The sequence below is a fragment of the Absiella sp. AM09-50 genome, from assembly GCF_003433845.1.
Lineage (GTDB): Bacteria > Bacillota_I > Bacilli_A > Erysipelotrichales > Erysipelotrichaceae > Hoskinsella > Hoskinsella hominis.
Genome location: NZ_QVFI01000009.1, coordinates 108,095 through 131,887 on the forward strand (window position 1 = coordinate 108,095; position 23,793 = coordinate 131,887).

At 30.6% G+C, this 23,793-nt stretch carries 23 protein-coding genes and 1 other annotated feature; all 23 genes read left to right on the forward strand.

Annotated features, from left to right (window positions below; translation table 11 throughout):
- Positions 1 to 16: 16 nt before the first annotated feature.
- The 23 genes from sigK to DW114_RS10005 all read left to right on the forward strand — a co-directional run bounded on the left by sigK (position 17) and on the right by DW114_RS10005 (position 23,777).
- A complete protein-coding gene (sigK, locus tag DW114_RS09895) occupies positions 17 to 727 on the forward strand; it encodes an RNA polymerase sporulation sigma factor SigK (protein WP_117453587.1) in 711 nt (236 codons plus the stop codon).
- A gap of 130 nt (positions 728 to 857) precedes the next feature.
- Complete coding sequence (locus DW114_RS09900; protein WP_117453588.1) at positions 858 to 1,637, forward strand: SigB/SigF/SigG family RNA polymerase sigma factor; 780 nt, start codon at positions 858 to 860, stop codon at positions 1,635 to 1,637.
- A 43-nt stretch (positions 1,638 to 1,680) separates the two neighbouring features.
- On the forward strand, positions 1,681 to 1,923 hold the full coding sequence (locus DW114_RS09905; protein ID WP_117453589.1) for a PRC-barrel domain-containing protein: 243 nt from the start codon (positions 1,681 to 1,683) through the stop codon (positions 1,921 to 1,923).
- A gap of 83 nt (positions 1,924 to 2,006) precedes the next feature.
- Positions 2,007 to 2,408, forward strand: coding sequence for a cell division protein SepF (locus DW114_RS09910; RefSeq protein ID WP_117453590.1), 402 nt, complete (start codon positions 2,007 to 2,009; stop codon positions 2,406 to 2,408).
- Between the two features lie 3 nt (positions 2,409 to 2,411).
- Entirely contained in the window at positions 2,412 to 3,170 is a 759-nt protein-coding gene (locus DW114_RS09915) for an RNA-binding protein (protein ID WP_117453591.1), read from the forward strand.
- A gap of 160 nt (positions 3,171 to 3,330) precedes the next feature.
- On the forward strand, positions 3,331 to 4,605 hold the full coding sequence (locus DW114_RS09920) for an ATP-binding protein (protein ID WP_158552269.1): 1,275 nt from the start codon (positions 3,331 to 3,333) through the stop codon (positions 4,603 to 4,605).
- Positions 4,606 to 4,615: 10 nt separating this feature from the next.
- Positions 4,616 to 5,167 carry a hypothetical protein gene (locus tag DW114_RS09925; protein WP_117453593.1) on the forward strand — a complete coding sequence of 184 codons (552 nt, stop codon included), beginning with the start codon at positions 4,616 to 4,618 and terminating at the stop codon, positions 5,165 to 5,167.
- Between the two features lie 434 nt (positions 5,168 to 5,601).
- A complete protein-coding gene (locus DW114_RS09930; protein ID WP_117453594.1) occupies positions 5,602 to 6,066 on the forward strand; it encodes a DivIVA domain-containing protein in 465 nt (154 codons plus the stop codon).
- Positions 6,063 to 6,280 (forward strand) — a binding site (T-box leader). (Overlaps the previous gene by 4 nt.)
- A gap of 35 nt (positions 6,281 to 6,315) precedes the next feature.
- Complete coding sequence (gene ileS, locus DW114_RS09935) at positions 6,316 to 9,045, forward strand: isoleucine--tRNA ligase (RefSeq protein ID WP_117453595.1); 2,730 nt, start codon at positions 6,316 to 6,318, stop codon at positions 9,043 to 9,045.
- Positions 9,046 to 9,163: 118 nt separating this feature from the next.
- Positions 9,164 to 9,385, forward strand: a complete 222-nt coding sequence (locus DW114_RS09940; protein ID WP_117453596.1) for a hypothetical protein — start codon at positions 9,164 to 9,166, stop codon at positions 9,383 to 9,385.
- A 497-nt stretch (positions 9,386 to 9,882) separates the two neighbouring features.
- Positions 9,883 to 10,851: a hypothetical protein gene (locus tag DW114_RS09945; RefSeq protein ID WP_117453597.1), complete on the forward strand. Its 969-nt coding sequence runs from the start codon at positions 9,883 to 9,885 to the stop codon at positions 10,849 to 10,851.
- Positions 10,852 to 11,084: 233 nt separating this feature from the next.
- Positions 11,085 to 11,318, forward strand: coding sequence for a hypothetical protein (locus DW114_RS09950; protein ID WP_117453598.1), 234 nt, complete (start codon positions 11,085 to 11,087; stop codon positions 11,316 to 11,318).
- Positions 11,319 to 11,617: 299 nt separating this feature from the next.
- Positions 11,618 to 13,981 carry a PHP domain-containing protein gene (locus tag DW114_RS09955; protein WP_117453599.1) on the forward strand — a complete coding sequence of 788 codons (2,364 nt, stop codon included), beginning with the start codon at positions 11,618 to 11,620 and terminating at the stop codon, positions 13,979 to 13,981.
- The gene (locus DW114_RS09960; protein WP_117453600.1) at positions 13,971 to 14,309 is read left to right on the forward strand and encodes a hypothetical protein; all 339 of its coding nucleotides are present in this window, start codon (positions 13,971 to 13,973) and stop codon (positions 14,307 to 14,309) included. The genes DW114_RS09955 and DW114_RS09960 overlap by 11 nt, the downstream gene beginning before the upstream one ends.
- Before the next feature lie 17 nt (positions 14,310 to 14,326).
- Positions 14,327 to 15,196 (forward strand): hypothetical protein, encoded by an 870-nt coding sequence (locus tag DW114_RS09965; RefSeq protein WP_117453601.1) that lies wholly within the window; start codon positions 14,327 to 14,329, stop codon positions 15,194 to 15,196.
- Positions 15,197 to 15,304: 108 nt separating this feature from the next.
- Positions 15,305 to 18,145, forward strand: a complete 2,841-nt coding sequence (locus DW114_RS09970) for a P-loop NTPase fold protein (protein ID WP_117453602.1) — start codon at positions 15,305 to 15,307, stop codon at positions 18,143 to 18,145.
- Positions 18,146 to 18,287: 142 nt separating this feature from the next.
- On the forward strand, positions 18,288 to 19,016 hold the full coding sequence (locus tag DW114_RS09975) for a TrmH family RNA methyltransferase (protein ID WP_117453603.1): 729 nt from the start codon (positions 18,288 to 18,290) through the stop codon (positions 19,014 to 19,016).
- Positions 19,017 to 19,110: 94 nt separating this feature from the next.
- Positions 19,111 to 19,656, forward strand: coding sequence for a prepilin-type N-terminal cleavage/methylation domain-containing protein (locus DW114_RS09980; RefSeq protein WP_117453604.1), 546 nt, complete (start codon positions 19,111 to 19,113; stop codon positions 19,654 to 19,656).
- Positions 19,657 to 20,114: 458 nt separating this feature from the next.
- On the forward strand, positions 20,115 to 20,555 hold the full coding sequence (locus DW114_RS09985) for a prepilin-type N-terminal cleavage/methylation domain-containing protein (RefSeq protein WP_117453605.1): 441 nt from the start codon (positions 20,115 to 20,117) through the stop codon (positions 20,553 to 20,555).
- Positions 20,556 to 20,582: 27 nt separating this feature from the next.
- Entirely contained in the window at positions 20,583 to 21,350 is a 768-nt protein-coding gene (locus DW114_RS09990) for a prepilin peptidase (RefSeq protein ID WP_117453606.1), read from the forward strand.
- Positions 21,351 to 21,370: 20 nt separating this feature from the next.
- Positions 21,371 to 22,567 (forward strand): type II secretion system F family protein, encoded by a 1,197-nt coding sequence (locus DW114_RS09995; RefSeq protein ID WP_117453607.1) that lies wholly within the window; start codon positions 21,371 to 21,373, stop codon positions 22,565 to 22,567.
- A 10-nt stretch (positions 22,568 to 22,577) separates the two neighbouring features.
- The gene (gene pilM, locus DW114_RS10000; protein ID WP_117453608.1) at positions 22,578 to 23,486 is read left to right on the forward strand and encodes a pilus assembly protein PilM; all 909 of its coding nucleotides are present in this window, start codon (positions 22,578 to 22,580) and stop codon (positions 23,484 to 23,486) included.
- 9 nt (positions 23,487 to 23,495) lie between these two features.
- On the forward strand, positions 23,496 to 23,777 hold the full coding sequence (locus tag DW114_RS10005; protein ID WP_117453609.1) for a hypothetical protein: 282 nt from the start codon (positions 23,496 to 23,498) through the stop codon (positions 23,775 to 23,777).
- Positions 23,778 to 23,793 lie beyond the last annotated feature (16 nt).

Genomic DNA, 23,793 nt, shown 5'->3' on the forward strand with positions numbered 1-23,793 from the left:
TAACAGGTGATAAGAAATGTTAACAACATTATTTGAATTACTGTCAAATGCGTTATGTTATGTTGGATATATACGAAACAACAGTTTTTTACAACCACTTGATAAGGAAGAAGAAGCAAAGTGTATCGCATTATTGAAAGATCATGATGAAGAAGCACGCAATAAGCTGATTGAACACAATCTGCGTTTGGTTGCCCATATCGTAAAAAAATACGATATCCGTAAGGAACAAAAAGAAGATCTCATCAGTATCGGAACTATTGGATTGATCAAGGCTATTGATTCTTTCAAACCGGAAAAAGGGCATAAGCTTACAACCTATGCCAGTAAATGTATAGAAAATGAGATATTGATGTATTTACGAAGCTCTAAAAACTATTTTCAAAACGTATCACTTAACGAAGCCATTGCGACCGATAAGGATGGCAGTGAGATTACACTCATTGATGCGATATCCGCGCCAGAAGATAATATCATTGATGATATGATGTTAGAAGATAACGTATCCAAGCTTAAACGTTTCATTCACGTACTCGATGCCAGAGAGCTGGAAATCATTACCAAGCGTTTTGGTTTATATGGACAAAAGGAACAGACCCAGCGAGAAATTGCCAAAACCATGAATATCTCACGATCTTATGTATCACGGATAGAAAAAAGGGCCTTTATGAAGATATATCGGGAATTTCAAAAAGATGAAAAGAAGAAAAAAGCAACAGAGCCATGATGATAAAACACCATGGTTTTTTCCTGTTTGTCAAGTGATATCTCTTTCCAGTTACTTACAAATAAACACGTGTATAGCATAAATTTTACAAGGGAAAACTCCTAGTACACAAGGCTAGGAGGTTGTAGAAATGAGTCGTTATAAAGTAGAAATCAGTGGGATCAACACATCCACTTTAAAAGTGTTGACCAATGCAGAAATGAAAGAATTGTTTGTCGCTTTACAAAACGGTGACTTACAAGCTAAAGAAACCCTGATCAATGGGAACTTAAAGCTTGTGCTAAGCATCGTTCAGCGTTTCCATAACCGCTGTGAAAACATGGATGATCTGTTTCAGGTAGGGTGTATCGGTCTTGTGAAATCCATAGATAACTTTGATTTAAAACATGAGGTGCGTTTTTCTACCTATGCTGTTCCCATGATTATGGGAGAAATTAAACGTTACTTAAGAGATAATCAGGTCATCAGAGTATCCAGACATCTAAAAGATTTAGCATATAAGGCATTTCAGGTAAAAGAAGAATATATACATACCTATCAAAAAGAACCAACCACAGCATATTTAGCTTCTGTATTAGAAGTCAAAGAAAAAGATATCGTGGATGCATTAGATTCCACCCAATCCGTATTAAGTATCTTTGAACCCGTCTATAACAGTGATGGGGATGAATTGTTTCTGTTAGATCAAATCAAAGATGAGCATGATGAAATTGAAAAATTATCCAATGTGATGGCATTAAAAAAGAGCCTGAAGCATTTAAAAGGCAAAGAACTGGATATCATCAAAAAACGTTACTATGATGATATGACACAAACAGAAATCGCAAATGAACTTGGCATATCCCAGGCACAGGTATCACGCCTTGAAAAAAATGCTATTGCGGCATTACGAAAAGATATTGAAAACTAGCACACATTTGAAGTTTCCTCATACAATAAACTAGGTGAGGCAAATGAGGTATTCAGATATCGTTGGGAAACAGGTTATCAATATACGAAACGGGGCATTGATAGGAACGGTTTGTGATCTTGCTTTTGATCCGTGCTCCTATCTGATTTATGCAATCTACGCATGTCCGCCACGTTCCTGTATCAAAAAATGCTTTCCTTTTTTCTTCGGTAAAGAAGAAATAGAAATCGATGTAAAGGAAATTGAAAATATTCAGGGCGATGTGATTTTGGTGAGATTTAGCTAAATCTCACTTTTCTTTTGGAAAAAGCCTTTTTCTATGCAGAACTTTGTGATAAAATAGTGATAACGTATAGGAGGTATGCCAACATGAGCATCGGTCAAAAATTTAAAGAATTTATTGCACCAATGGATGAAGATGATGTGTTAGAAGTAGAACAGGAAGATGAAGATAACCGTGTCCTGTCTGAATATGAACAGCCAAAATCAAAGGTAAGTCGTTTATCAGGTGATACAAAGATGGTTTTGTTTGAACCACGTTCATTCGATGAAGCAGAAGAAGTCGCAAAACGTTTGAAAGAAAACAAGGCAGCCGTTATTAATTTACATAAGCTGCAAAGAGATTATGCGCAAAGAACAATCGATTTTCTAACAGGTGTTATTTTCGCTCTGGATGGAACCATCCAGAAAATTGGTCATAATGTTATTCTGTGTGCTCCTAAAAATGTAGCAGTACATGGAGAAATCAGTTTGGATGCAAACGAAGAGTAATTAATGAATCAGCATCAGTTACAACATTTTCGGGGTAATGAAGAATTCGTAAAACGCCTATATGATCTCATTGATCAGATGCAACGTTATAGACGGATATGCATTACTCCCTTTTTTACGCCTGAAGAAGCATCGATTGCACAAAGTATCTGTGGGAAACAGATTCTTTATCGTATGGATGGCGGTTATCCAAATGCGGAACGTGTACGTTTTGCATTTCTACCATATGATGATGAAGAACCAGCTTTTCCTACCATCTGTTTAAAAGCCAACTACTCCTCATCCTTCTCTAAATTATCACATCCGGATATCTTAGGTGCCATTATGCATATTGGCATTGAACGGGATATGATTGGAGATTTTATCATTGAGGATGACAGAATCTATATTTTCTGTGATGAGATGGTTGAAAATTATATCACCTGCAACTTAACCAAAATCAAACGCTGTTCTCTTCATTTTCAGCGAACAAATGAACCTATTCAACATGAACAAAAATTAAAATATGAAACCAAAATCGTATCTTCCTTACGCTTAGATGTGATGGTATCTACACTTGGACATATGTCCAGAAGCAAAGCAACAGATCTTATCAAAGCAGGACTTGTGAAGGTCAATCATACCGTAAACCAGCAGGCTTCCACAACGGTTAGTGCTGGCAGTGTGATATCGATACGAAAAGCAGGGCGTTTTAAGTTTTTAGAAGTATCCAACAAGACAAAAAAAGATCATCTAGTTATTGAAGTCGCAAAATATGAGTAAGGCCTGCTATGTGCGGGCTTTTTCATTTCAATGAAATGAAAATAACTATCCAAATAACTACCCAAAAAGCTACCCAAATAAAGAAATTTCCAAATTTTTGATTTCATTATTTTTCTTTCACTTTCTATGGTATACTTAGACCAGAATGGAGGCGTTGTCTATGAAAATAATTATACACATCACAAATTTTGGTAAGATTGAAAAAGCAGATATTGAATTAGGAAAATTTATTGTTTTTGTTGGGGAAAATAACAGTGGGAAAACATATCTTATGCAATTGATTTATGGATTTATACAAAAAGTTTTAAATCAAACGGATTTATTATTAAAATATGAGTTTAGCAATGCTGATTTATCATCTAATAAAATTAAAATTGATTCCAATAGGATTTATGATATGCAAGAAAGATTAAATGAAGAACTAAAACAAGAATTGGATGATATCATATTATCAATTTTCAAAACATCAATCCCTATTGAAAAATGCCAATTAGAGTTTGTTTTAGAGGAAAATGACGCATTTCTGTTTTGTTTACTAAAGGAATCTAACAAATCAAATTTTCGATACATGCTTGACGTGAGTGATGATCAACATGATCATAAAGAGTATTATCATACTTATACAGGAGAAAGTAGTTATAAAGTTTTGTTCAATCTTTTGTTAAATGCAGCGGGTTTTGATTTATACACTACCTTTTTTCCAGCTGCTCGTACAGGGTTACAACTACTATATAAAGAATATTTTTTGAATGTCACAACAGACAAATTTAAAGGAAATCTTATGAGTAAAGGAACTTCACTGACTACACCTCTATATGATTATTTAAACTATTTACAAGGTTATTATTATCGAGAAGATATCGCTGAAATAAATAAGAAACTAATCATCTTCTTACAAGAGCATTTATTGGATGGCAAGCTAAACATAGGTATTGATGTGACATATACACCAGTTGAAAATGAAAATATTGAAATACCACTATATGTTGCATCTTCCATGATTTCTGAATTATTACCATTTTATTATTTGTTAACAAGAGTAGAAAACTACACAACTTTGATTGTTGATGAAATAGAATCGAGTCTGCACCCACATAAGCAATTTGAAATGGTTAGAATGTTGAATCGTTTATGCAATCAAGGAAAACGTATCATCATTTCTACACACAGTGATAATATCACAAACAAAATTAATAATTTATTCATGCTATCTAAAAGATACCAAGAGGAAAATATCTGTGATATATTAAAACAATGTCATTTAGAACAAGAAGATCTTTTGATTGACTCCGAAGTACTGGTATATAATTTTGAAAAACATAATGGAAAAAGTATTGTTGAACAAGCAGAATATAACGAGCGATTTGGCTATTCTTTTACTGAATTTGAAGATGCAGTTTCAAATTTGATAGAAGAAGCAAAGGCTATTTTTTGAGGTACAGCCTATGAACATACAAGCAAAAATATATGATGATCGGATTATAAAAGGAACTTTATACAAAATAGGAGAATCAAAATCTATTCTATGTAGTGAAGAACATGATGACGGATTAGATGTGTTTTATTCAAAAATAGTGTTACAACGGAATCAGTATGCATACTATGCACATGAATATCGTTCACCAATCGTTAATAAAGAAAATGCTTCAATGATAGACATATTTATTATTATCGTTGATGAGCAACAGAAAAAAATGAAAGCATTTGCTTTAGATTTAAAACGTAATTTGTTTAGTATAGATACTACGAAAGCAGATATGGATAATTACAGAATTATTGCTTTAAATATTGAAAAGTTTGTTAAGCAAGTTAATGATACACATAAGTATTATCATGCTATCAAGGTATTCCTAGAAGATAAAATTGAAGAAGATGAATTCTCTATTGCATTAGTTACAAGAAACTTTGATTCAGATAAAATACATACATTTTTATCAAAAATGCAAGAATCTAAAAAAAATCTGCCAAAAGGATTAGTAAAAAAGATCAGATATTGAAACTAAAATTAATTAGTTTGGAAACAATAAGGAAGTTTCTTGATAAAAAAATATTCGTGAATGGAAAGGAATATACCTTTGAGGTATTCATATTAGAAAAAGAAGAAAACAATGACATATATTCTACATCACATAGTTTTCTTATGTAAATAAGTCGCATTTAAACTGCTTCATAGTTTAATGCGACTACCCCCAAAACTACCCCCATGACTACCCTCAAAGCTGGAGGGGGATATTCCTTTCATATGATCATAGTGAAAATGAATGTCATATAAAAGGAATGATTTTGGAAAATAATGAAAAAAGCTGGAAAAATACAATGACATTCACAAAAATCCCTTGAAGAAGTGGCATATTTATGACATAATAATAATGCTATTTCCATTTGTGAATTAAGCCGCTTATTTCCGAAGGTGAGGACGAAAGGTGATGTTATGGACAAGAAATCATTCGATACGATGAAAAATGGATATAACCGTTACCAGGTCGATGACTATATATCCTTGCTTAGTAATGAAAACGAAGAACTGAAGAAAAAGCAAACAGTGCTTTTGAAACAGGTAGAAGAAATGGAAAAAGAACTGGCTGAAAAACAACAGGAATATAACAAGGTCATGGAAAATCTGGCGATTCGTGAGAAGGCAGCTGGAGAGATGGCAAGGATTGCGATGAAAGAAGCAAATATGGTAGTAGATACAGCACAGAAAAATGCAGATGCTATCGTGAAAGAGTCTTTAATCATGGCAAGGGGCATATTGCTGGATATTGCCAGACTGGGAAATGAGGCAAATGAATTAAAAGGCAGCATGAAGGATGAGTTAAGACAACTGGAAGCTGCACTGGATGAATTTGAAACACCCAATATTCCCAACATGGATCTTTTGAAAAAAGAATTGTAAATGCGTGAACAGAAAAGACATGTTTTATTACAGGTACTGATAGAGAGCAGCTGGTTGGTGGAAAGCTGTAGGAAGGGTAATAAAAAATCACTTTTCGATGCAGATTTCCTGAATGGTTAGTAGGGAAGTACGGGTTTAGCACACGTTACGTGTTGAAAGTGCATATCAGAAATGATATGAACTAAGGTGGTACCGCGTGAATAACGTCCTTAGAGTAAGGGCGTTTTTTTTATGAAGGAGGAAGAAACGATGGAATATAAAGATACGCTATTAATGCCAAATACCAAGTTTGAAATGCGTGGAAAGTTACCAAGTAAAGAGCCAAACTTCCAGCAGCGCTGGAAAGAACAAAACATCTATGAAAAGATGTTAGAAAAAAGAGAAGGATGCGAAGCATTCGTTTTACATGATGGTCCTCCATATGCAAATGGAGATATCCACTTAGGACATGCATTAAATAAAATTTTAAAGGATGTCATCATCCGTAACCGCTTTATGGCTGGCTACAAGGTGCCTTATGTACCAGGATGGGACACACATGGTTTACCTATTGAAACAGCTATCCAGAAGCTTGGATATAACCGTAAGGAAATGGAACTGGCTGATTTTAGAAAGCTTTGCTACAACTATGCTTTAGAACAGGTAGAAAGACAGAAAAAAGGCTTCCTTTCTTTAGGTGTGGTAGGAGATTATGATCATCCTTATATCACATTAACAAAAGAATTTGAAGCACACCAGATTGAAATCTTTGGGAAGATGGCAATGGATGGCTTGATCTATAAAGGATTAAAACCAGTATATTGGAGTCCATCCAGTGAAACTGCTCTTGCAGAAGCTGAAATTGAATACAAGGATATCAAGAGTCCTACGATTTTTGTGAAATTCCCTGTAAAAGATGGTAAAGGAATCTTAGATACAGATACAAGTTTTGTCATCTGGACAACAACACCTTGGACAATCCCTGCAAACTTAGCAATCTGTTTGAATAAGGATTATACATATGCACTTGTTGAAAGTGAAAAAGGCAAATTATTAGTTCTTCAGGAGCTTGTTGATGCGTTATGGGAAAAATTTGGATTAACGCAGAAAAACATCATCAAAACATTTAAGGGAAAAGAACTTGAAATGATCACATGTCAGCATCCTTTATATGATCGTGAATCTTTGGTTATCTTAGGTGATCACGTTACTGCTGATGCAGGTACTGGATGTGTACATACAGCTCCAGGCTTTGGTGCAGATGACTTCTTTGTAGGTCAGAAATATGGTTTACCAGCATACTGTAACGTTGATGAACATGGATGCATGATGGAAGATTGTGGCGAATGGCTTGCTGGTCAGTATGTAGATGATGCTAACAAGACAGTGACACAAAAACTGGATGAAATCGGTGCTTTATTAAAACTTGAATTCATTACGCACTCCTATCCACATGACTGGAGAACAAAGAAACCAATTATCTTCCGTGCCACTACACAATGGTTTGCATCTATCGATAAGATTCGTGAACAGTTATTAAATGAAATTGATAAAGTAGACTGGATACCAAAGTGGGGACAGCAGCGTATGCATAACATGATCGCCGATCGTGGTGACTGGTGTATTTCCCGTCAGCGTGCATGGGGTGTACCAATTCCTATCTTTTATGCAGAAGATGATACACCAATCATGGATCAAAACGTATTTGATCATGTCGCAGAATTATTCAAAGAATTTGGTTCAAATGTATGGTTTGAAAGAGAAGCAAAAGACTTACTTCCAGAAGGATACAGCCACCCAGGTTCACCAAATGGAATCTTCCGTAAAGAAACAGATACCATGGATGTATGGTTTGACTCTGGAAGTTCACACACAGGTGCTATGATGGAAAGAGGCTTAGGTTATCCAGCTGATCTATACTTTGAAGGTAGTGACCAGTATCGTGGATGGTTCAATTCATCTTTGATCATTGGGACAGCTGTACATGGACAATCTCCATATAAACAGGTATTAAGCCATGGTTTCGTTATGGATGGCAAAGGTGTGAAGATGAGTAAATCTCAATGGAACGCTGTAGCACCAGGTGAAATCACTAAGAAATATGGCGCAGACATCCTTCGTTTATGGGCTACTTCTGTAGACTATCAGGCAGACTGCTCTATGTCTGATGAAATCATGAAACAGATTTCTGAACAATATCGTAAAGTACGTAATACATTCCGTTTCATGTTAGCAAACATCAATCCAGAAACAGACTTCACAAAAGAAGATTTGGTAGATGTGAAGGAATTACCAGCATTAGATCAATATATCTTAGTGCTATTAAATGAAGCAAATACCAAAGCAATCAAAGCTTATCAAGAATACCGTTTTGCGGATATCACTGGTATGTTAACAAACTTAATGACCAATGAATTATCTGCTTACTATATGGATTACACAAAAGATATCCTGTATATTGAAAAGAAAGATTCTCCAAGAAGAAGACAGGTACAAACTGTTCTGTATCATGCATTAGACTTCTTATTACGTCTATGGGCGCCAATCCTTGTTCATACATGTGAAGAAGTAAATGATTTCTTCCACACAGAAGCAGAAAGTATCCATTTAGGAAGCTTCAAAGAAAACCTTGTCATTGATAACGCAGAAGCAATCAAAGCAGATGTGGCTCGTTTAATGGCAATTCGTGCAGATATCTTCAAAGCACTAGAAACAGCTCGTGCAGAAAAAGTTATCGGTAAATCATTAGAAGCACATGTAATGGTAAATGTATCTGATGAAGATCGTAAATTGATCGAAGATTACTGTGGCAACAAATTCAACCAATGGCTGATCGTATCAAAAGTAAGCTTCTCTGTAGATGAATTACCAGCATATGAAGTATGCCAGGTAGCAGTAGAAAAATGTGAGGGAAAAGTATGTCCAAGATGCTGGAACATTACTGATTCTTCAAGAGAAGATGGCTTATGTGATCGTTGTCACGAAGTATTAGAAGGTTAATATATCCAGAAGACTATAGGAATCCATATTTCTATAGTCTTTTTTGTATATACATTATCATGTGATGGACAAATAATGAAAGGAAGTTATAATATTCTTGAAAGAGATAGGTGATAAAATGTGTAACTTAAGTGAAGGTATCCGTAAAGAAGCAAAAGAAGAAGGTAAATTAGAAGGAAAGCTTGAAGGTAAAGCAGAAGAACGGTTTCTAAGCGCTGTAGAGCATGTCAAAAACTTGATGGAAACTGGTAATATTGAAATTAATAAAGCATTAGATATGTTGAAAATTTCAGAAGACATCCGCCAAGCTGTAATTGATGAAATAGAAAAGAAAAATTAAGCGAATAAAGATATTCATTTAAGGTTAGACTGCCTAAATGAATATCTTTTTTTCATCATAGTATAAAATATAAAAGTTTTTTACATAAAATCAATTAGTATTTTAATGTGAATAAAATTGATAATATTATGATTTTAAATAGTAATATCAAATAATATACATTATAGTTGGATGGACAAATATTGAAAGGAAGTTATAATGTTTTTAAAAGGGGCAGGTGATGAAAATGTTTAACTTAAGTGAATGTATCTGTAAAGAAGGAAGGTTTATAAGCAATGCAAAATATACCAAGAGGTAAATGTTTCAGAAATGATTTGATTTAAGAAAACGCTTCATATTAAGACATAGATTACTGTGTTTGTCAATCATGATTTACTTTAAGATTTTACTGTAAAAATATAATTATTTGTGCTTTTCTGACTTTATTAAAATTATGTATAGAATTTTATATACAATGCATGTATAATGGAAAACATTACACGAAAAGGAGGCGCTTTATGAATAATAGACTAAAACTAGTATCAACCATTGATACGAAAGAACCGGGAAAAGCACATGATGAATATTGTAAAAAAATCCTGGCTTTTAAATCTATTCTGGCATCTATCATGCATGATCAAATACCAGAATATATGGGTATGCCAATACCTGAAATAGAAGCTTGTATTGAGCCAATCAAAGGAATGGAGTACATCAAAAGAAATGGAGAACTTTTGGGATTAAACCTTGAGGATATCGCTGTTATTGGCGCAGAAATACGCTATGATGTATTCTTCTTTGCGAAACTTCCAACAAAGAAGGTAGAAGCTAAAAAAGAAATCATAGGATTTCTGATAAACATGGAAGCACAGGGCGATGATGAAAGACATTATCCATTGATATCAAGAGGTGTGTATCATGCCTGCAGGATCTTAGCAGGTCAAAAGAACGCAAAATATGGTTTTCAACATACCAATTATTTAGACATCAAAAAGGTGTATTCTTTATGGATCTGTATGAATCATATAAAAGAAAAAGATGATGTTGTGAATTCATACAAACTAACGGAAACTTGTTTGAGAAAAGAATGGCATAGTCCAGTAAGTCATTATGATTTGATAGAAGTTATCATGATTTATCTAAAAAAGAGTTATGATGATTACAATGATGGAGAATATGACTCTATGAAATTATTGAATGTATTATTCAATTCAAATCTTCCACTAGATGAAATAAAGCGACAACTTATAGAAAATTATGGTATACTAGTATCAGAAGATCTAGAGCAGGAGGTGGCTGAGATGTGTAACTTAAGTGAAGGTATCCGTAAAGAAGCAAAAGCAGAAGAACGGTTTCTAAGCGCTGTAGAGCATGTCAAAAACTTGATGGAAACTGGTAATATTGAAATTAATAAAGCATTAGATATGTTGAAAATTTCAGAAGACATCCGCCAAGCTGTAATTGATGAAATAGAAAATAAAAATTAATCTAATAAAGATATTCATTTAAGGAAGAAACACCTAAATGAATATCTTTTTTTCATCTAAGTATAAAACGCAAAATACAAAAGCTTTTTTGCATAAAATTAATTAGTGTTTTAATATAAATAAAACTATTAATATTATATATTAAATCATAATATCAGATAATATACATTATAGTTGGATGGACAAATAATGAAAGATAGCTATAATGTTTTTAAAAGGGTTAGGTGATGCAAATGTGTAACTTAAGTGAAGGTATCCGTAAAGAAGCGAAAGAAGAAGGTATACTAGAAGGTAAATTAGAAGGTAAGCTTGAAGGTAAAGCAGAAGAACGGTTTCTAAGCGTTGTAGAATATACAAAGAAGTTAATGATAAAAAAACATATTAATGTTATGGAAGCAATAGATATATTAGATATTCCAGAAGACATCCGCCAAGCTGTAATCAATGAAATAGAAAAGAAAAATTAATCTAATAAAGATATTCATTTAAAGAAGAAACACCTAAATGAATATCTTTTTCATTATTATATAAAACGAGAAGTATTAATGAGCTTTTAATTCGAAAATATTAAGTATTTGAGAGCTTTTTAAAATTAAAATTTTTATTTTTATATATCAACTATTTGCTAATAGCCAAAGAAATTTACTATAAATAGAGTCGCCCTATCCCATTTTTGAACTTTTTTAAATTTTGTATTGACTACGTGATATGATAGATACGTGATGTAAGGGGTAACATTGACTTGCAGGAAAGGATATAAATTTCTATGAAAGAAAACAAAAAAATTGTTCATGATTTGGTTAAACTAGATTTACATATTCATAGTGTTTATAGTAAAAAGGATAAAGACTTAGTTTCTAAAAATACAATTCAGAATATTCCTATATTAATGGAAAAACTTGAACAAGAAAAAGTCAATATGATAGCTATAACTGATCATAACGCTTTTAGTTATGACATGTACAAAGCTATGAAAAGTAATATGTCCAAATGCAAAACTCTTTTGAAAGTATTACCTGGAATTGAATTTGACGTTGAAATATCTGATAATAGAGTACATGTTATTAGTATTTTTGATGATGCACAAGAAGAAAAAATTGCTAAAATCGAAGGAATTGTTACAAAATATCAATTTGATAATGAAAATAATAATGCTTATAAAAAATCAACGTTTAAGGAAATATTATCTAAAATAGATTTAAATGTTGTTGTCATTGCTCATCAAAAATGTAGCCCAAAAGCAAGAAAGCAAGATGTAAACTTATCTAGTATTGGGGAAGAAGAGTTTGATAAAATTATAGACTATGATTATTTTGATGCTGTAGAATTCAGAAGTGGTAAAGTTGAAGGTATTTTAAACAACTATAGAGAAGAAAAAGACTTGAGAAATTTAAGATATATAACAGGTACAGATTGCCATGATTGGACTGTTTATCCAGCCCAAAAGCCATCTGATAAAAGTCAGATGAAATATACATATATGAAAAGTTTACCTAGTTTCAGAGGGTTGGCAATGGCTTTAACTGAACCAAATAGATTAAGTACAGCATACTCTAGTATAAATGCACCATATGTAAAAGAAATAAAAATAGAGACAAATGGTAAGGAAGAAGTTATTAAATTATCTTCTGGTATTAATGTTGTGATTGGGGACAATTCAGTTGGAAAAAGTTTACTTTTTGAATATCTTTATAGTTCAGATTTGAAAGATGTTAAGCCAGCCTCAAAAGTAAATGGTTACAAGCAATTTTGCAAAAAGAAAAAAATAAAAATCACTCCTTTTGAAAGTGAAATGAAAAATGGAATAAAATTTGATCGCCAAGGAGATATTCGAGATTTATTTCAACGTAAATCTAATTTAAAAGATATTGCATTTTTTACTGATAAATTTAAAGAGTTAAAAACGGATATACATAATGAGGAACTTGATGCTTATATTAATAATGTACTTAAATTAATTGAATTTAATCAAGAAAAAAAGACAAAACTTCTGGATTTAGATTATTCATTAGAGATTCCAGCAGAGATAGATGATGTAAGCTATAGTCTGAGGGTAATCCCTGATTTAACATATACAGCTAAAGATTATGCAAAAGTAATTTCTACTATTGAATTAGCAAAAAACAGTATTACTAAAGTAAAAAATGAAAAATTATTACAAGATGAAGATAAAAAATATCTATCAAGTGTTGAACAGAATTTAGTCAAGATGATTAAAAAATACAATAATCTGAAATTTCAAGAAAAGGTTACTGAAACAATCATTGCTACTATTAATTCTGTAACTGAATCATTTGATAATGAAGCAGCGAAAACTGCACAGGCACAAGAAAATAAAATCAATACATTTAAAAAGAATATTTCAAATTTTACTTCTAAAATAGTTGGCATGATAGAAACTGATAATAAAAAGAAACCAACTGTTTTAGAAAATTTCAAGACAATCAATATTGAAGAAGCAGATAATCAATTTGGTAAATATCATTTTGTTACAAGAGTAGTAACATCAAATATCACAAAAGATATTATTGAAAAAGCCTTAATGTATCCTTTTAGTCATAAAGGAAAAATATCATATTTGGAAAATATTGATTTAGACAACTTTGATGAAAATTGTAATGCAAAAATTGATCCATTTAAAAAGGAAGGTAAGGATATAAAAACATCATACAAAGAATGTGTAAAGGAATATATTGGAAAAAACATTTTAAAGATTGAGAATGTTATTCTATTAGATAAAGATGATATATCAACAGGTAACTCACCTGGAAAAAATGCATTAATTTATTTGGATATATTTTCAAAGGATAGTACGATAAAGCTGTATTTGGTTGATCAGCCTGGAGATGATGTTTCACAAAACAGAATCTCTACAGATTTAATTAGTATATTAAGGAAAATGGTAGAATTTAAACAAGTTTTATTCATAACACATAAACCAGAATTGGTTGTAAATTTAGATGTAGATAATGTCATTGTATTGAAAAATGACGAAAACAATAATTTAAAAGTATCTTATGGAGCTTTGGAATATATTGATGATGAAGTAAACATTCTAGATGAAGTAGCAAATACTTTAGATGGTGGTGTTGAAGTAATTAGGAAAAGGTGGAAACGATATGATAAATAATATAAAAATAGGTATCACGATTACTAATGAGAAAAATATTGAAATCAGTAATGGAGATAAGAAAATCATTATAGATAATAAATCAAAAAGTATTAATGCAAAGGATATTTATGATTTACTTAATTATAATATTGATAATGATTATATTCAGCCTAAACAAAAGCTGGATGAGACTAGTGAAGAAAGTACTGACACAAGAAGGTTATTTAATTACACTATCGATTTAATTGATAATGTGGTTAAAGAAGTAAATATTAAATCTGAAGCTTTAAGACTTGAAAAAGAAAAACTAGATACATCAGAAATTAAAAATGAAGAAAATGATTAATTACTTGGAGATATCATATGGATTATGATAGAATTAAAGAAAAAAGTGATTTGATAAGAATGATTCTTGCTGATGGTGAACATGTAGAAAAATCTTTTTGGTGGATATATAAATTTCACACATTTATCTTACAAGTTATTTGTGAAGGAAAAAGCACGGTTAATTTAGGAAAAATAAAAACCGATGACTTAAAGAATTATCCTTTTCAAAATCCTAAAACTTTGAACAATTCTTTAAATGATGCTTTTTGTACAATAATACAAGCATATCAGTTGTTTTGGGATGATACTTATAACAGCTATGAGGAGGCAGAAAATAATAAAGCAATTTATCAAAATTCGATAGTAAATTATATTAAAATTATCGAAAAAGAAAAATTTCCATTAAAAAAGGAAAATGAAAGATTCAAATATTTTTTAATTGACGTAAAGAAAGAGATTAATAAAAACTTTGTTAATTTAGATTTTATTGATAAAAGTGCTAACTTTTTAGACAGTTTACAGTATCTTATAAATGTAGGAATAATAAATTTTCTAATAATTGTTTTTACTTTACTGATAGCAATATTTTCATCACAAACTATTAACGAATGGATAATACCATTATATACAGATGAATTTATAATATTTATTAATCAACATTTAAAAATTTATGCAGCTATTTTGATAGGAGTTATTTCCTCTGCTTATTATTCTATCTTGATTTTGATAAAGAAAATTGTTAAAAGAAAGCTAAAAAAAAGATACATATGGTTTAAACATGAATACAAATTATTTTTTTATAGAAGTCAAAGCCAGAAGCAATTGTATTACTCTACAGTATTAGGAGTAATAGCTATATTGATAAGTGTATTGGTCGCATATATTCAAGCAGTAATAAGTTTCTAATATTTTATATAAAATGACTATGAGTTAAATAAACAGAAAACAATTCTAACTCAAAATCATATTGATAACTTTTTAAGCGAAATAAATTGTACAGGAGAATGATTATTTATGAAGGAATTTCTAGAAGGTCTATTATCATTATATTTTGATAATAAATGCATTTTTTTACATTTATCTTTATTGATCTTTATAATAGGGATAATCTGTATTAATTCATCATTTACTGATAAGGTTAAAAGAAAGTATTTGATTAATAAAGCTTTACATAATTTTTTCAATTCAGTTGTAATTGTTTTTATAAGTTTTATTTTAGGAAATATTATTAATATCAATATTTTAAAAAATCATTATGAATACTTTAATGCATTAGTATTTTTCGGTGCTGTTTTTTTGATTGTATTACTTCTGATATTTCGGTTATTGATTTTCGGAATTAAAGATATAATTTGTTTACAATCTATAAGGTGGTTGTGTATCGTATCTTATTTAGAATTAATTTTATTAAGTGTTAGTTCAAGTTTAGATTTACCAGAATTTTTAGTTTTAATCAGTATGATTATCTTCTTAGATGATTTATCTTATTATAAAAAAGAATCAATAAAAAAGAAAAAAACAAATGAAATACTAAAAGAATCTGACTTTCCAAATCCTGAATTAATTTATAAAAGACAGGTACAGTTAAAAAAATTTAAGCAAATACTAAAAGATCAAATAAAAGAACCCTATGCTGTTATGATTAATGCAAAATGGGGGATGGGAAAAACAAGTTTTGTAATGGCTTTAGAGAAAGAATTAACGAATAAAGAAGAAGTAACAAATAATGAAGAAAAAACATCAAATGATATATTCATTTGGATAGAAGTAGGTAGCGAAAAAAGTGTTGATCAGATTATGAGAACTCTTTCTGTAAAAATCATACAAATTTTAAAAGAAAATAATGTTTTTATTGAGAATGAAGCTTTAGTTGAAAAATATTTTTTCAGCTATTTAAAAGAGAGTAAACTTAAGGTTTTAAATCAGTTCATAATTAACTATGTTTTGAAATCAGATGAAAGTGATAAAGAATATATCAATAATAAGCTAGGTGAATTAAATAGAACAATTTATTTAATTATTGATGATTTAGATAGATGTAAAGATGAAGATCAAGATAAGATATTTAAAGTATTACGAGAAAGTACGAATATAACTAATTGTAAAACGATTTTTTTAGTTGATAAAGAACAATTGAGTAAATATGATGTTAATTATTTGGAAAAATACGTTTCTTTTACTTTAGATTTGTGCGAGATTGAATATATAGAAATAGTGCAATATTTTATAGGTTACATATTTAAAAAAGGTTTTTTTGACAAAATCAATGAAACATTGAAAAAAGGAAGACATACGAAAGAAATAGAAAAAATGATATTAACGATAGAAAGTGAAATTGTACAAAATATTAAAAAAGATATCAAAGATTTTACGGGTTTTGAAGACAAAATATTCAAAGATGATACAAGTGAATCTAAACAAATAAGAGCAGAAGAAATAGAGAAAAATCTTAATGAATTATTAAATTATGTAATGAGAAATACAAAAAATATCAGAAAAGTGAAAAATTTTTTAAAATCCTTAAAGTACTCTATTGAAAATATAGAATTAGAAATAGAAAATATATATAGTGAAACATATCGAAATAAAGATTGGCTTATATATATTATGAACGTACAGTTTTTAAAGCATTTTTTACCTGAAATATATGTTACTATAAGAAATTGCTTTGATTATCTAGACTTTTTAAAAAAATATGATAATTATCATATAAAAAATATTTTAACAACAAATGACTTATCCATTTCTACAGAAGACTGCAATATTTATGATGAACTATTATTTAGAGCAGATGATATTGATTATTCTAATTTTAATACTGAAAGAGAAAAGTATTTAAATAAACTCAAAAAAGGTTCCGTAGAAATAGAAGAAATATCTTCATATATTCAATATGTTAAGACATATGACGATATTAATAAAATATTAGAAATCTGCAAAACACAAAAGAATGACAATTTTGATTTTAGAACAGAATTTATAGAAAATCTTTTTGAGCTTTTATCAAGACAATCAATGATTCTAGAATTAGAAATATCACAATTGCTAGATATATCACGTCAATTAATTAGATGGTTAACTAGATTAGAATTATCAAACCAAGAAAAGAATGTTATAAAAGCGTATAGTACTTTAATTATTAGAAGAGTTATTGTGGATAATAGTCATTTTTTAAGAAATATATTATGTATTTTCTTTAACATTAGAGAAATTAAGGAAATATGGGGTGGATTAGATGTTACAAATATAAGCGAATTATATAGTGTACTATGCCAACTAGATATTGAATTTGCTAAAAACAAGGCTATAGACGATAAAAATAAGTTTGAATGTATAGTAACATATTATGGAGATTGTATGGTTAAATTACAAGATGAGAATTATAAAAATTTAAAATGTGATCTGGATAATTATAAGGGAACTTTGAATCAAATTTTTGAAACATGTCGTCTGTGGCTAAATATTAATGATTCATTAGAGCTTAGTCATGAAGAGAAAGAAAGTAAAGAGAACACTTATTTTGATTTAATTCATTATGAATTAAAAGAAACTTCTTTGTTTAAAAATGTAGAGAGTTTAGAAAAAGGATTAGAAACATTAATTGAACTAATCAATTCAAAAAAAGAGGGTTATAAATCGGATTATTCACGATTATTAATGCAAATAGCATTAAAATGTAATTTGAAAATGGAAGAAAATCCAGAATGGTTTAAAGATAGAAAACAAAGAATATGTAATTTGTTAACAGAAGCATCTGATATTGTTTATGAATTAGATATACCAAAAGATAAAGATTCTAGAAATATAATTGAGCAATTAAAGGTGTTTGTTTTTAAATTTTGTAAAGAGTCTTAGCGTAGTTAGTTATATGAATGGAAAATGAAAACATCAAGAATTTTTAAATTCCTGATGTTTTCTCTTTTATTTTTACTTTTCTATAGATTTTTTCTCAGAATCCTTTATACTTATATAAGAACAAAACAAGTGAGGTATCAATATGGAAATCACATCCCTAACAAATGCAAAAGTAAAACAATGGAGTAAATATAAAGAAAAGAAACATAGAGATAAAGATCATAAGTTTCTTATAGAAGGAGAACACCTAATAGAAGAAGCACATAAAGCAAATCTAATAGAGTGTATCCTAATAGAACAAGGAAAAGAAAATATGTTTCCAATTTATGAAACATACGAAGTTACAAGAGATATCTTAAAGAAACTAAGTGACAGTGTATCTGGCACTTACATCATGGCAGTATGCCATATGCCTAATATATCATCCATTGACTTTGGCAACAAAGTCATCGTACTAGACGACGTTCAAGACCCTGGCAACGTTGGTACGATCATCCGAACAGCCTTTTCGTTCGGATACACAAGTATTGTGTTATCCAGCCATTCCGTAGATGTCTATAATGAAAAGGTCATACGTTCCACTCAAGGAGCCTTATTTCATATGCCTATCATTCGTGGAGATATCATGGAACTGTTGCAAGAATTAAAACAGCAGGGGATTACACTCTATGCAACATCCCTTCATGAAGCAACACCCCTTCAACAAACACCAAAGAAAACACCATGTGCATTGATTTTTGGAAACGAAGGAAACGGAGTTAGTAAAGATGTCATAGATTACAGTGATCACAAGGTATTTATTGAAATGAAAACCTTTGACTCACTAAATGTTGCTGTTGCAGCAGGTATTTGTATGTATGAATTTAGATAAAAAAATATAATAATGTTCATATTAACATCACAAAAGTACACAAACGAATTTTTTTAAATTATAATGTAATTGTTTTAAGAAAGGTGTGATTGATATGTTACGAAATAAGAAACGCAACGACGGATTTACACTAGTTGAAATTATTGTAGTTTTATTAATCATTGGAATTTTGTTAGCAATAACAATTCCTAGTATTATGGGTTATGTAAAAAAGGCGGAAGATGCTAAATATCAAGCGCAAGTTAGGCCTATGTTTCTTGAAGCACAATCGTATGCAATTGAAATGTTTGGAAAATATGGCTTGGAGGGAAAACCAATAGAAGGAACTACAAACAATACAGAAACTACTAAATTAATAACAAGTGAATTAATAAAAAAATTTAAAGAAAATGATATTGATGGATACAAATTGCAGTCCCTTAGTATTTACTATGATGGATTAAATAAAGAGTCTACCGTTGATCCAAAACGAGATATATATAATCATGATATATCAAAAATAGGTTTTTGTTTTATTAATGCTGAAACAAATGAAAGCTTTTATGTGGTTATGATAAGCAATGATGAAATTAAGCTGTTTCATGACTATGGCCCTGAGTTACAAGATCAAACGTCAAAATGGTATTGTGATTTCTTCTGAGAATAAAAAAACAGTGAATATATGTAAGAATTTATTGTTTGAAATTTATATCTATGTAAATATGCATTTCTGTATCCAAAAGTTAATGCTGGAGTTTAGATTTGGTATAATAGTCATTAAATATTAAAATTAATTGGCTATTATAATAGAAATTTACATATCTTTTTATAAAGACTTATTCAAAATATTTATCAATTTTCTATATTTAGTCCATTTTCTCTTATAAAAACCGTTTTGTAATCGCTTTACTAACCTAATAATGGGTTTTGTCACAATATTATCACAAATTTAGTGTATATAGTACCAAAATGAAAAAACTTTCAAAAATGGGTAAACAACTATAGAAATGATGTGATGTATTTGTTATAATGGCATTGTAAATTAAGAAACCAAACAAACTGAATAGATAAATTTTATCAATATTCAGTTAAGAAGCGTTTGGGAGGAGGAGAATAAAAATGAGAAAAGATTTAAAAAAGAACAAGAAAGGGTTTACGTTAGTTGAGATTATCGTAGTATTGTTGATTATTGGTATCTTGTTAGCTATTACAATTCCTTCAATTATGGGATATGTTAGTCAGGCGAAGGATGCTCAATTTGAAGCGGAAGGGCGTTCTGGCTATGTGGCAGCGCAAACTTTGACTGCAAGAAATAATGCTACACCTGGAGATACAACAGCAACAATAACTAAAGATACAATAGGAGAAGAATTAGGAGATACTACTACTATTTTAAAGGCTGGATGTACCTTTGGAACAGACAGAAATTTAACTAAATGTGTTTTTGTTACAAAAGGATTAGGTGCAGATAGTACACGAGGAGTTATCTTTGAAGAAGGTAAAGATGTGAAAGTTGACACTATACCAACAGATTTCACGGCTGGCGATTTCAGCAAATAACCATCATTAATGAAAGGAGAGATATAAATGGAACCAATCTTAATGTTACTTTATATCTACTCCTTTTTCATTGGTATTGTAGTCGCAAGTTTTATCAATGTAGTAATCTATCGTGTACCTCTTGGATTATCAGTGGCAAAAGGAAGAAGTTATTGTCCAAGTTGTAATCATCAACTTGCTTGGTATGACTTATTTCCAATCTTTAGCTATGTATTCCTTGGAGGAAAATGTAGATATTGCAAAGCTAAAATTCCTATGAGAGACACCTTGATCGAATTCATAGGTGGTCTTATAGGAATTTTATGTTTTCATCATTACCAGTTTAGTTGGGATGTTTTGGTGGTATTTGTCATCATTATGATCTTACTCGCAATCACGATGATTGATTTTGATACTATGACAATTCCAAATGGACTAGTGATTGCATTGGCGGTTCCAAGTGTAGTGATGATGTTACTTCATCCTGAAGTAAGTCTTGTATCACGTATCATTGGATTCTTTATCATTAGCTTGCCAATGTATCTGCTCATTGTATTAATTCCAGATTGCTTTGGCGGAGGAGATGTAAAATTAATTGCCGTTGGGGGATTTTTGTTAGGATGGCAATTAACATTAGTAGCAGGATTTATCGCAATTTTAATAGGTGGATGTTATGCAGTGTACCTTTTGGTGTCAAAAAAGTCAAAAAAAGGCGCACATATCGCATTTGGACCTTATTTATCTATCGGAATTGTGATATCATTGTTATATGGAAATTCATTAATTAATGCTTACTTATCACTATTTCTACTGTAATTCGATCGAGGTGAATCAATATGGCAAAGTATCAATATACTGCTAAAGATATGAACTCTAAAAGAGTGAAAGGTAAAATAGAAGCAAATGACCAACAGGAGTTGGTCACTCTTTTACGTAATCAAAACCAATATTTGATGACATGCAAAGATATAACAGAAAAAGAGAAGAATGATAAAAAATTAAATTTAAAAGAATTGTCAGAGTTTTCAAGACAGATAGGTACGATGTTGGGCAGTGGTGTTAGTTTAATACGTGCTATGTCCATTTTAGTACAACGTGAAGAAAACGTGAAGATGAAAAAAATATATAAAGATATGTATGTAAAACTCCAACAAGGTTTTACATTATCTACCGCTATGCAGGATGAAGGTAGAGCTTTTCCTGAATTAATGGTCAATATGTATCGAAGTGGCGAAAACAGTGGTCATATGGATCAGGTTGCAATGACAATGGCGAAACAATATGATAAAGATTATAAAGTGCAGAGTAAAATAAAAAATGCAATGATTTATCCGATTATTTTGGTTTTTGTAATGTTAGGTTGTGCTGTGTTATTGTTTACCATCATCATTCCTAGTTTTATTGATGTGTTTGGAGATATGCCCTTACCATTTATAACACAAGCATTAATGGGAATCAGTAATGTGATGACGACCAATTGGTATTGGATTATGATAGGCGTGTTGGTAATTGTTGCGGCCATTGCTTCATTATTAAGAATTCCTAGTGTAAGATATAAGCTTGACAGATTGAAATTAAAACTTCCAATATTTGGAAAGTTAAATCGTACTATTTATACAGCTCGATTTGCGAGAACCATGTGTTCTTTGTATACCAGTGGTATTTCTATCATCAATGGATTGATGATTGTACGTTCGACAATTGGAAATAAATTTATAGAAGATCAATTTGATATGGTCATTACAAGTGTTAGAAATGGTGTATCACTTTCGCAAAGTATTCAAAAAGTTGAGGGTTTTGATGTAAAACTTGCAAGTTCTATTTATATAGGTGAAGAAAGTGGTCGTTTAGATGAAATGTTAACGACTTTGGCTGATGATTTTGATTATGATTCAGAAATGGCATCACAACGAATGGTTACAGTTATTGAACCAATTATGATTGTTGTTATGGCAATTATGGTTGTCATCGTTATGATGGGTGTGTTATTACCTGTTGTAACTCTATACAATGATCCTAGTGCTTTAGGATAGGGAGGATTTTATGGCAAAAGACAACGTGATATTTATATCGAATCACAATATTCAAGTAATCAAAGGATCTTGTGATCGAAATGATATGATTAAAATTGAGAGTTATCATGACTATTATCTTGATGAGGGAAGTATGATTAATGGCGTGATTACAGATGATCAGCCAATTAAAGAGATATTAGATACCATTCATGGCAATGGTGTGAAAACTTGCCGTCTGGTAATTGATAGTGGACAGATTATTGTAAAGAATATGAATGTTCCTTTTTTGAAGAAAAAAGAAATTGTAAAAATTGTGCAGGATGAATTAGCGGCAGTTGATCAAAGTTATGAGGACTTGATTTATGATTATTCTGTATTAAGAAAAAATTATGAAGATCAGCCTGGTGGGGAAATATTATGCTGTGCATTAGAGAGAAAACTTTTAACAAGTTATGTAGAATTGTTTGAAAATGCAGGAATTAAATTAACCAATGTAGATATTTCAGTAAATGCGTTGCAGAAATTAACGGAGGAATTACCTGATTTAGAACATAAAACTTACATTGTATCCATTATAGATGGAAACAATGTATCCAGTTATCTGTTTGAAGATAATCATTATACGTTCTCAAATAGAACAAGATTGTTCTCAGAACGAGGAACGAATGCATTCATTACAGAAATGAATAGTAACATTTCTCAATTGATTCAGTTTAATAAATCTAAACGAAGTTTGTATACCATTGAAACAGCATACTTCTGTGGCTTGGCAGATGATGAAGAACCAATCGTTATGGCAAATATCAAGGAAAACTTAAACATCAATGCACAGGTATTCCCAAACTCAAAAGTAGTATATGTAACTGATGCAATGTTAGCCAATGATTTTAAATTACATGATTATATTTATCCAGTAGGAAGTCTAATAAGAAAGTAGGTGGTCAACATGGCTCAAAAACTAGCAAATAAAGATATAAACCTGTTGGCTGTCTATAAGGTCAAATCAGAGCCATCAAAGTATGCATCTGTGTTAAAGGTAGTCGCAATACCAGCTGTAGCAGCAATCGTGTTTGTGACAATATTTGGTGTTCAGCAATTCCGTATTCATGGTTTAAAGAGTAAAACAGATGATGTGAATGCACAGATTGCAAAATTACAGGAACAAATTGCAAATGATCCTAACGCAGAAAAGAATGATACGATTCTCAAAAGTAGACAGTACAAATAATTAAAACGTACTGAAT

What these genes read in the sequence shown, in the direction of transcription:
- DW114_RS09975 (WP_117453603.1), top strand. Translation starts at nt 18,288, where the DNA reads ATGGAAATCACATCCCTAACAAATGCAAAAGTAAAACAATGGAGTAAA.
- DW114_RS09980 (WP_117453604.1), top strand. Translation starts at nt 19,111, where the DNA reads ATGTTACGAAATAAGAAACGCAACGACGGATTTACACTAGTTGAAATT.
- DW114_RS10005 (WP_117453609.1), top strand. Translation starts at nt 23,496, where the DNA reads ATGGCTCAAAAACTAGCAAATAAAGATATAAACCTGTTGGCTGTCTAT.
- DW114_RS09900 (WP_117453588.1), top strand. Translation starts at nt 858, where the DNA reads ATGAGTCGTTATAAAGTAGAAATCAGTGGGATCAACACATCCACTTTA.
- DW114_RS09990 (WP_117453606.1), top strand. Translation starts at nt 20,583, where the DNA reads ATGGAACCAATCTTAATGTTACTTTATATCTACTCCTTTTTCATTGGT.
- DW114_RS09955 (WP_117453599.1), top strand. Translation starts at nt 11,618, where the DNA reads ATGAAAGAAAACAAAAAAATTGTTCATGATTTGGTTAAACTAGATTTA.
- DW114_RS09910 (WP_117453590.1), top strand. Translation starts at nt 2,007, where the DNA reads ATGAGCATCGGTCAAAAATTTAAAGAATTTATTGCACCAATGGATGAA.
- sigK (WP_117453587.1), top strand. Translation starts at nt 17, where the DNA reads ATGTTAACAACATTATTTGAATTACTGTCAAATGCGTTATGTTATGTT.
- pilM (WP_117453608.1), top strand. Translation starts at nt 22,578, where the DNA reads ATGGCAAAAGACAACGTGATATTTATATCGAATCACAATATTCAAGTA.
- DW114_RS09905 (WP_117453589.1), top strand. Translation starts at nt 1,681, where the DNA reads ATGAGGTATTCAGATATCGTTGGGAAACAGGTTATCAATATACGAAAC.
- DW114_RS09995 (WP_117453607.1), top strand. Translation starts at nt 21,371, where the DNA reads ATGGCAAAGTATCAATATACTGCTAAAGATATGAACTCTAAAAGAGTG.
- DW114_RS09970 (WP_117453602.1), top strand. Translation starts at nt 15,305, where the DNA reads ATGAAGGAATTTCTAGAAGGTCTATTATCATTATATTTTGATAATAAA.
- DW114_RS09950 (WP_117453598.1), top strand. Translation starts at nt 11,085, where the DNA reads ATGTGTAACTTAAGTGAAGGTATCCGTAAAGAAGCGAAAGAAGAAGGT.
- DW114_RS09920 (WP_158552269.1), top strand. Translation starts at nt 3,331, where the DNA reads ATGAAAATAATTATACACATCACAAATTTTGGTAAGATTGAAAAAGCA.
- DW114_RS09930 (WP_117453594.1), top strand. Translation starts at nt 5,602, where the DNA reads ATGGACAAGAAATCATTCGATACGATGAAAAATGGATATAACCGTTAC.
- DW114_RS09960 (WP_117453600.1), top strand. Translation starts at nt 13,971, where the DNA reads ATGATAAATAATATAAAAATAGGTATCACGATTACTAATGAGAAAAAT.
- DW114_RS09965 (WP_117453601.1), top strand. Translation starts at nt 14,327, where the DNA reads ATGGATTATGATAGAATTAAAGAAAAAAGTGATTTGATAAGAATGATT.
- DW114_RS09925 (WP_117453593.1), top strand. Translation starts at nt 4,616, where the DNA reads ATGAACATACAAGCAAAAATATATGATGATCGGATTATAAAAGGAACT.
- DW114_RS09915 (WP_117453591.1), top strand. Translation starts at nt 2,412, where the DNA reads ATGAATCAGCATCAGTTACAACATTTTCGGGGTAATGAAGAATTCGTA.
- ileS (WP_117453595.1), top strand. Translation starts at nt 6,316, where the DNA reads ATGGAATATAAAGATACGCTATTAATGCCAAATACCAAGTTTGAAATG.
- DW114_RS09985 (WP_117453605.1), top strand. Translation starts at nt 20,115, where the DNA reads ATGAGAAAAGATTTAAAAAAGAACAAGAAAGGGTTTACGTTAGTTGAG.
- DW114_RS09945 (WP_117453597.1), top strand. Translation starts at nt 9,883, where the DNA reads ATGAATAATAGACTAAAACTAGTATCAACCATTGATACGAAAGAACCG.
- DW114_RS09940 (WP_117453596.1), top strand. Translation starts at nt 9,164, where the DNA reads ATGTGTAACTTAAGTGAAGGTATCCGTAAAGAAGCAAAAGAAGAAGGT.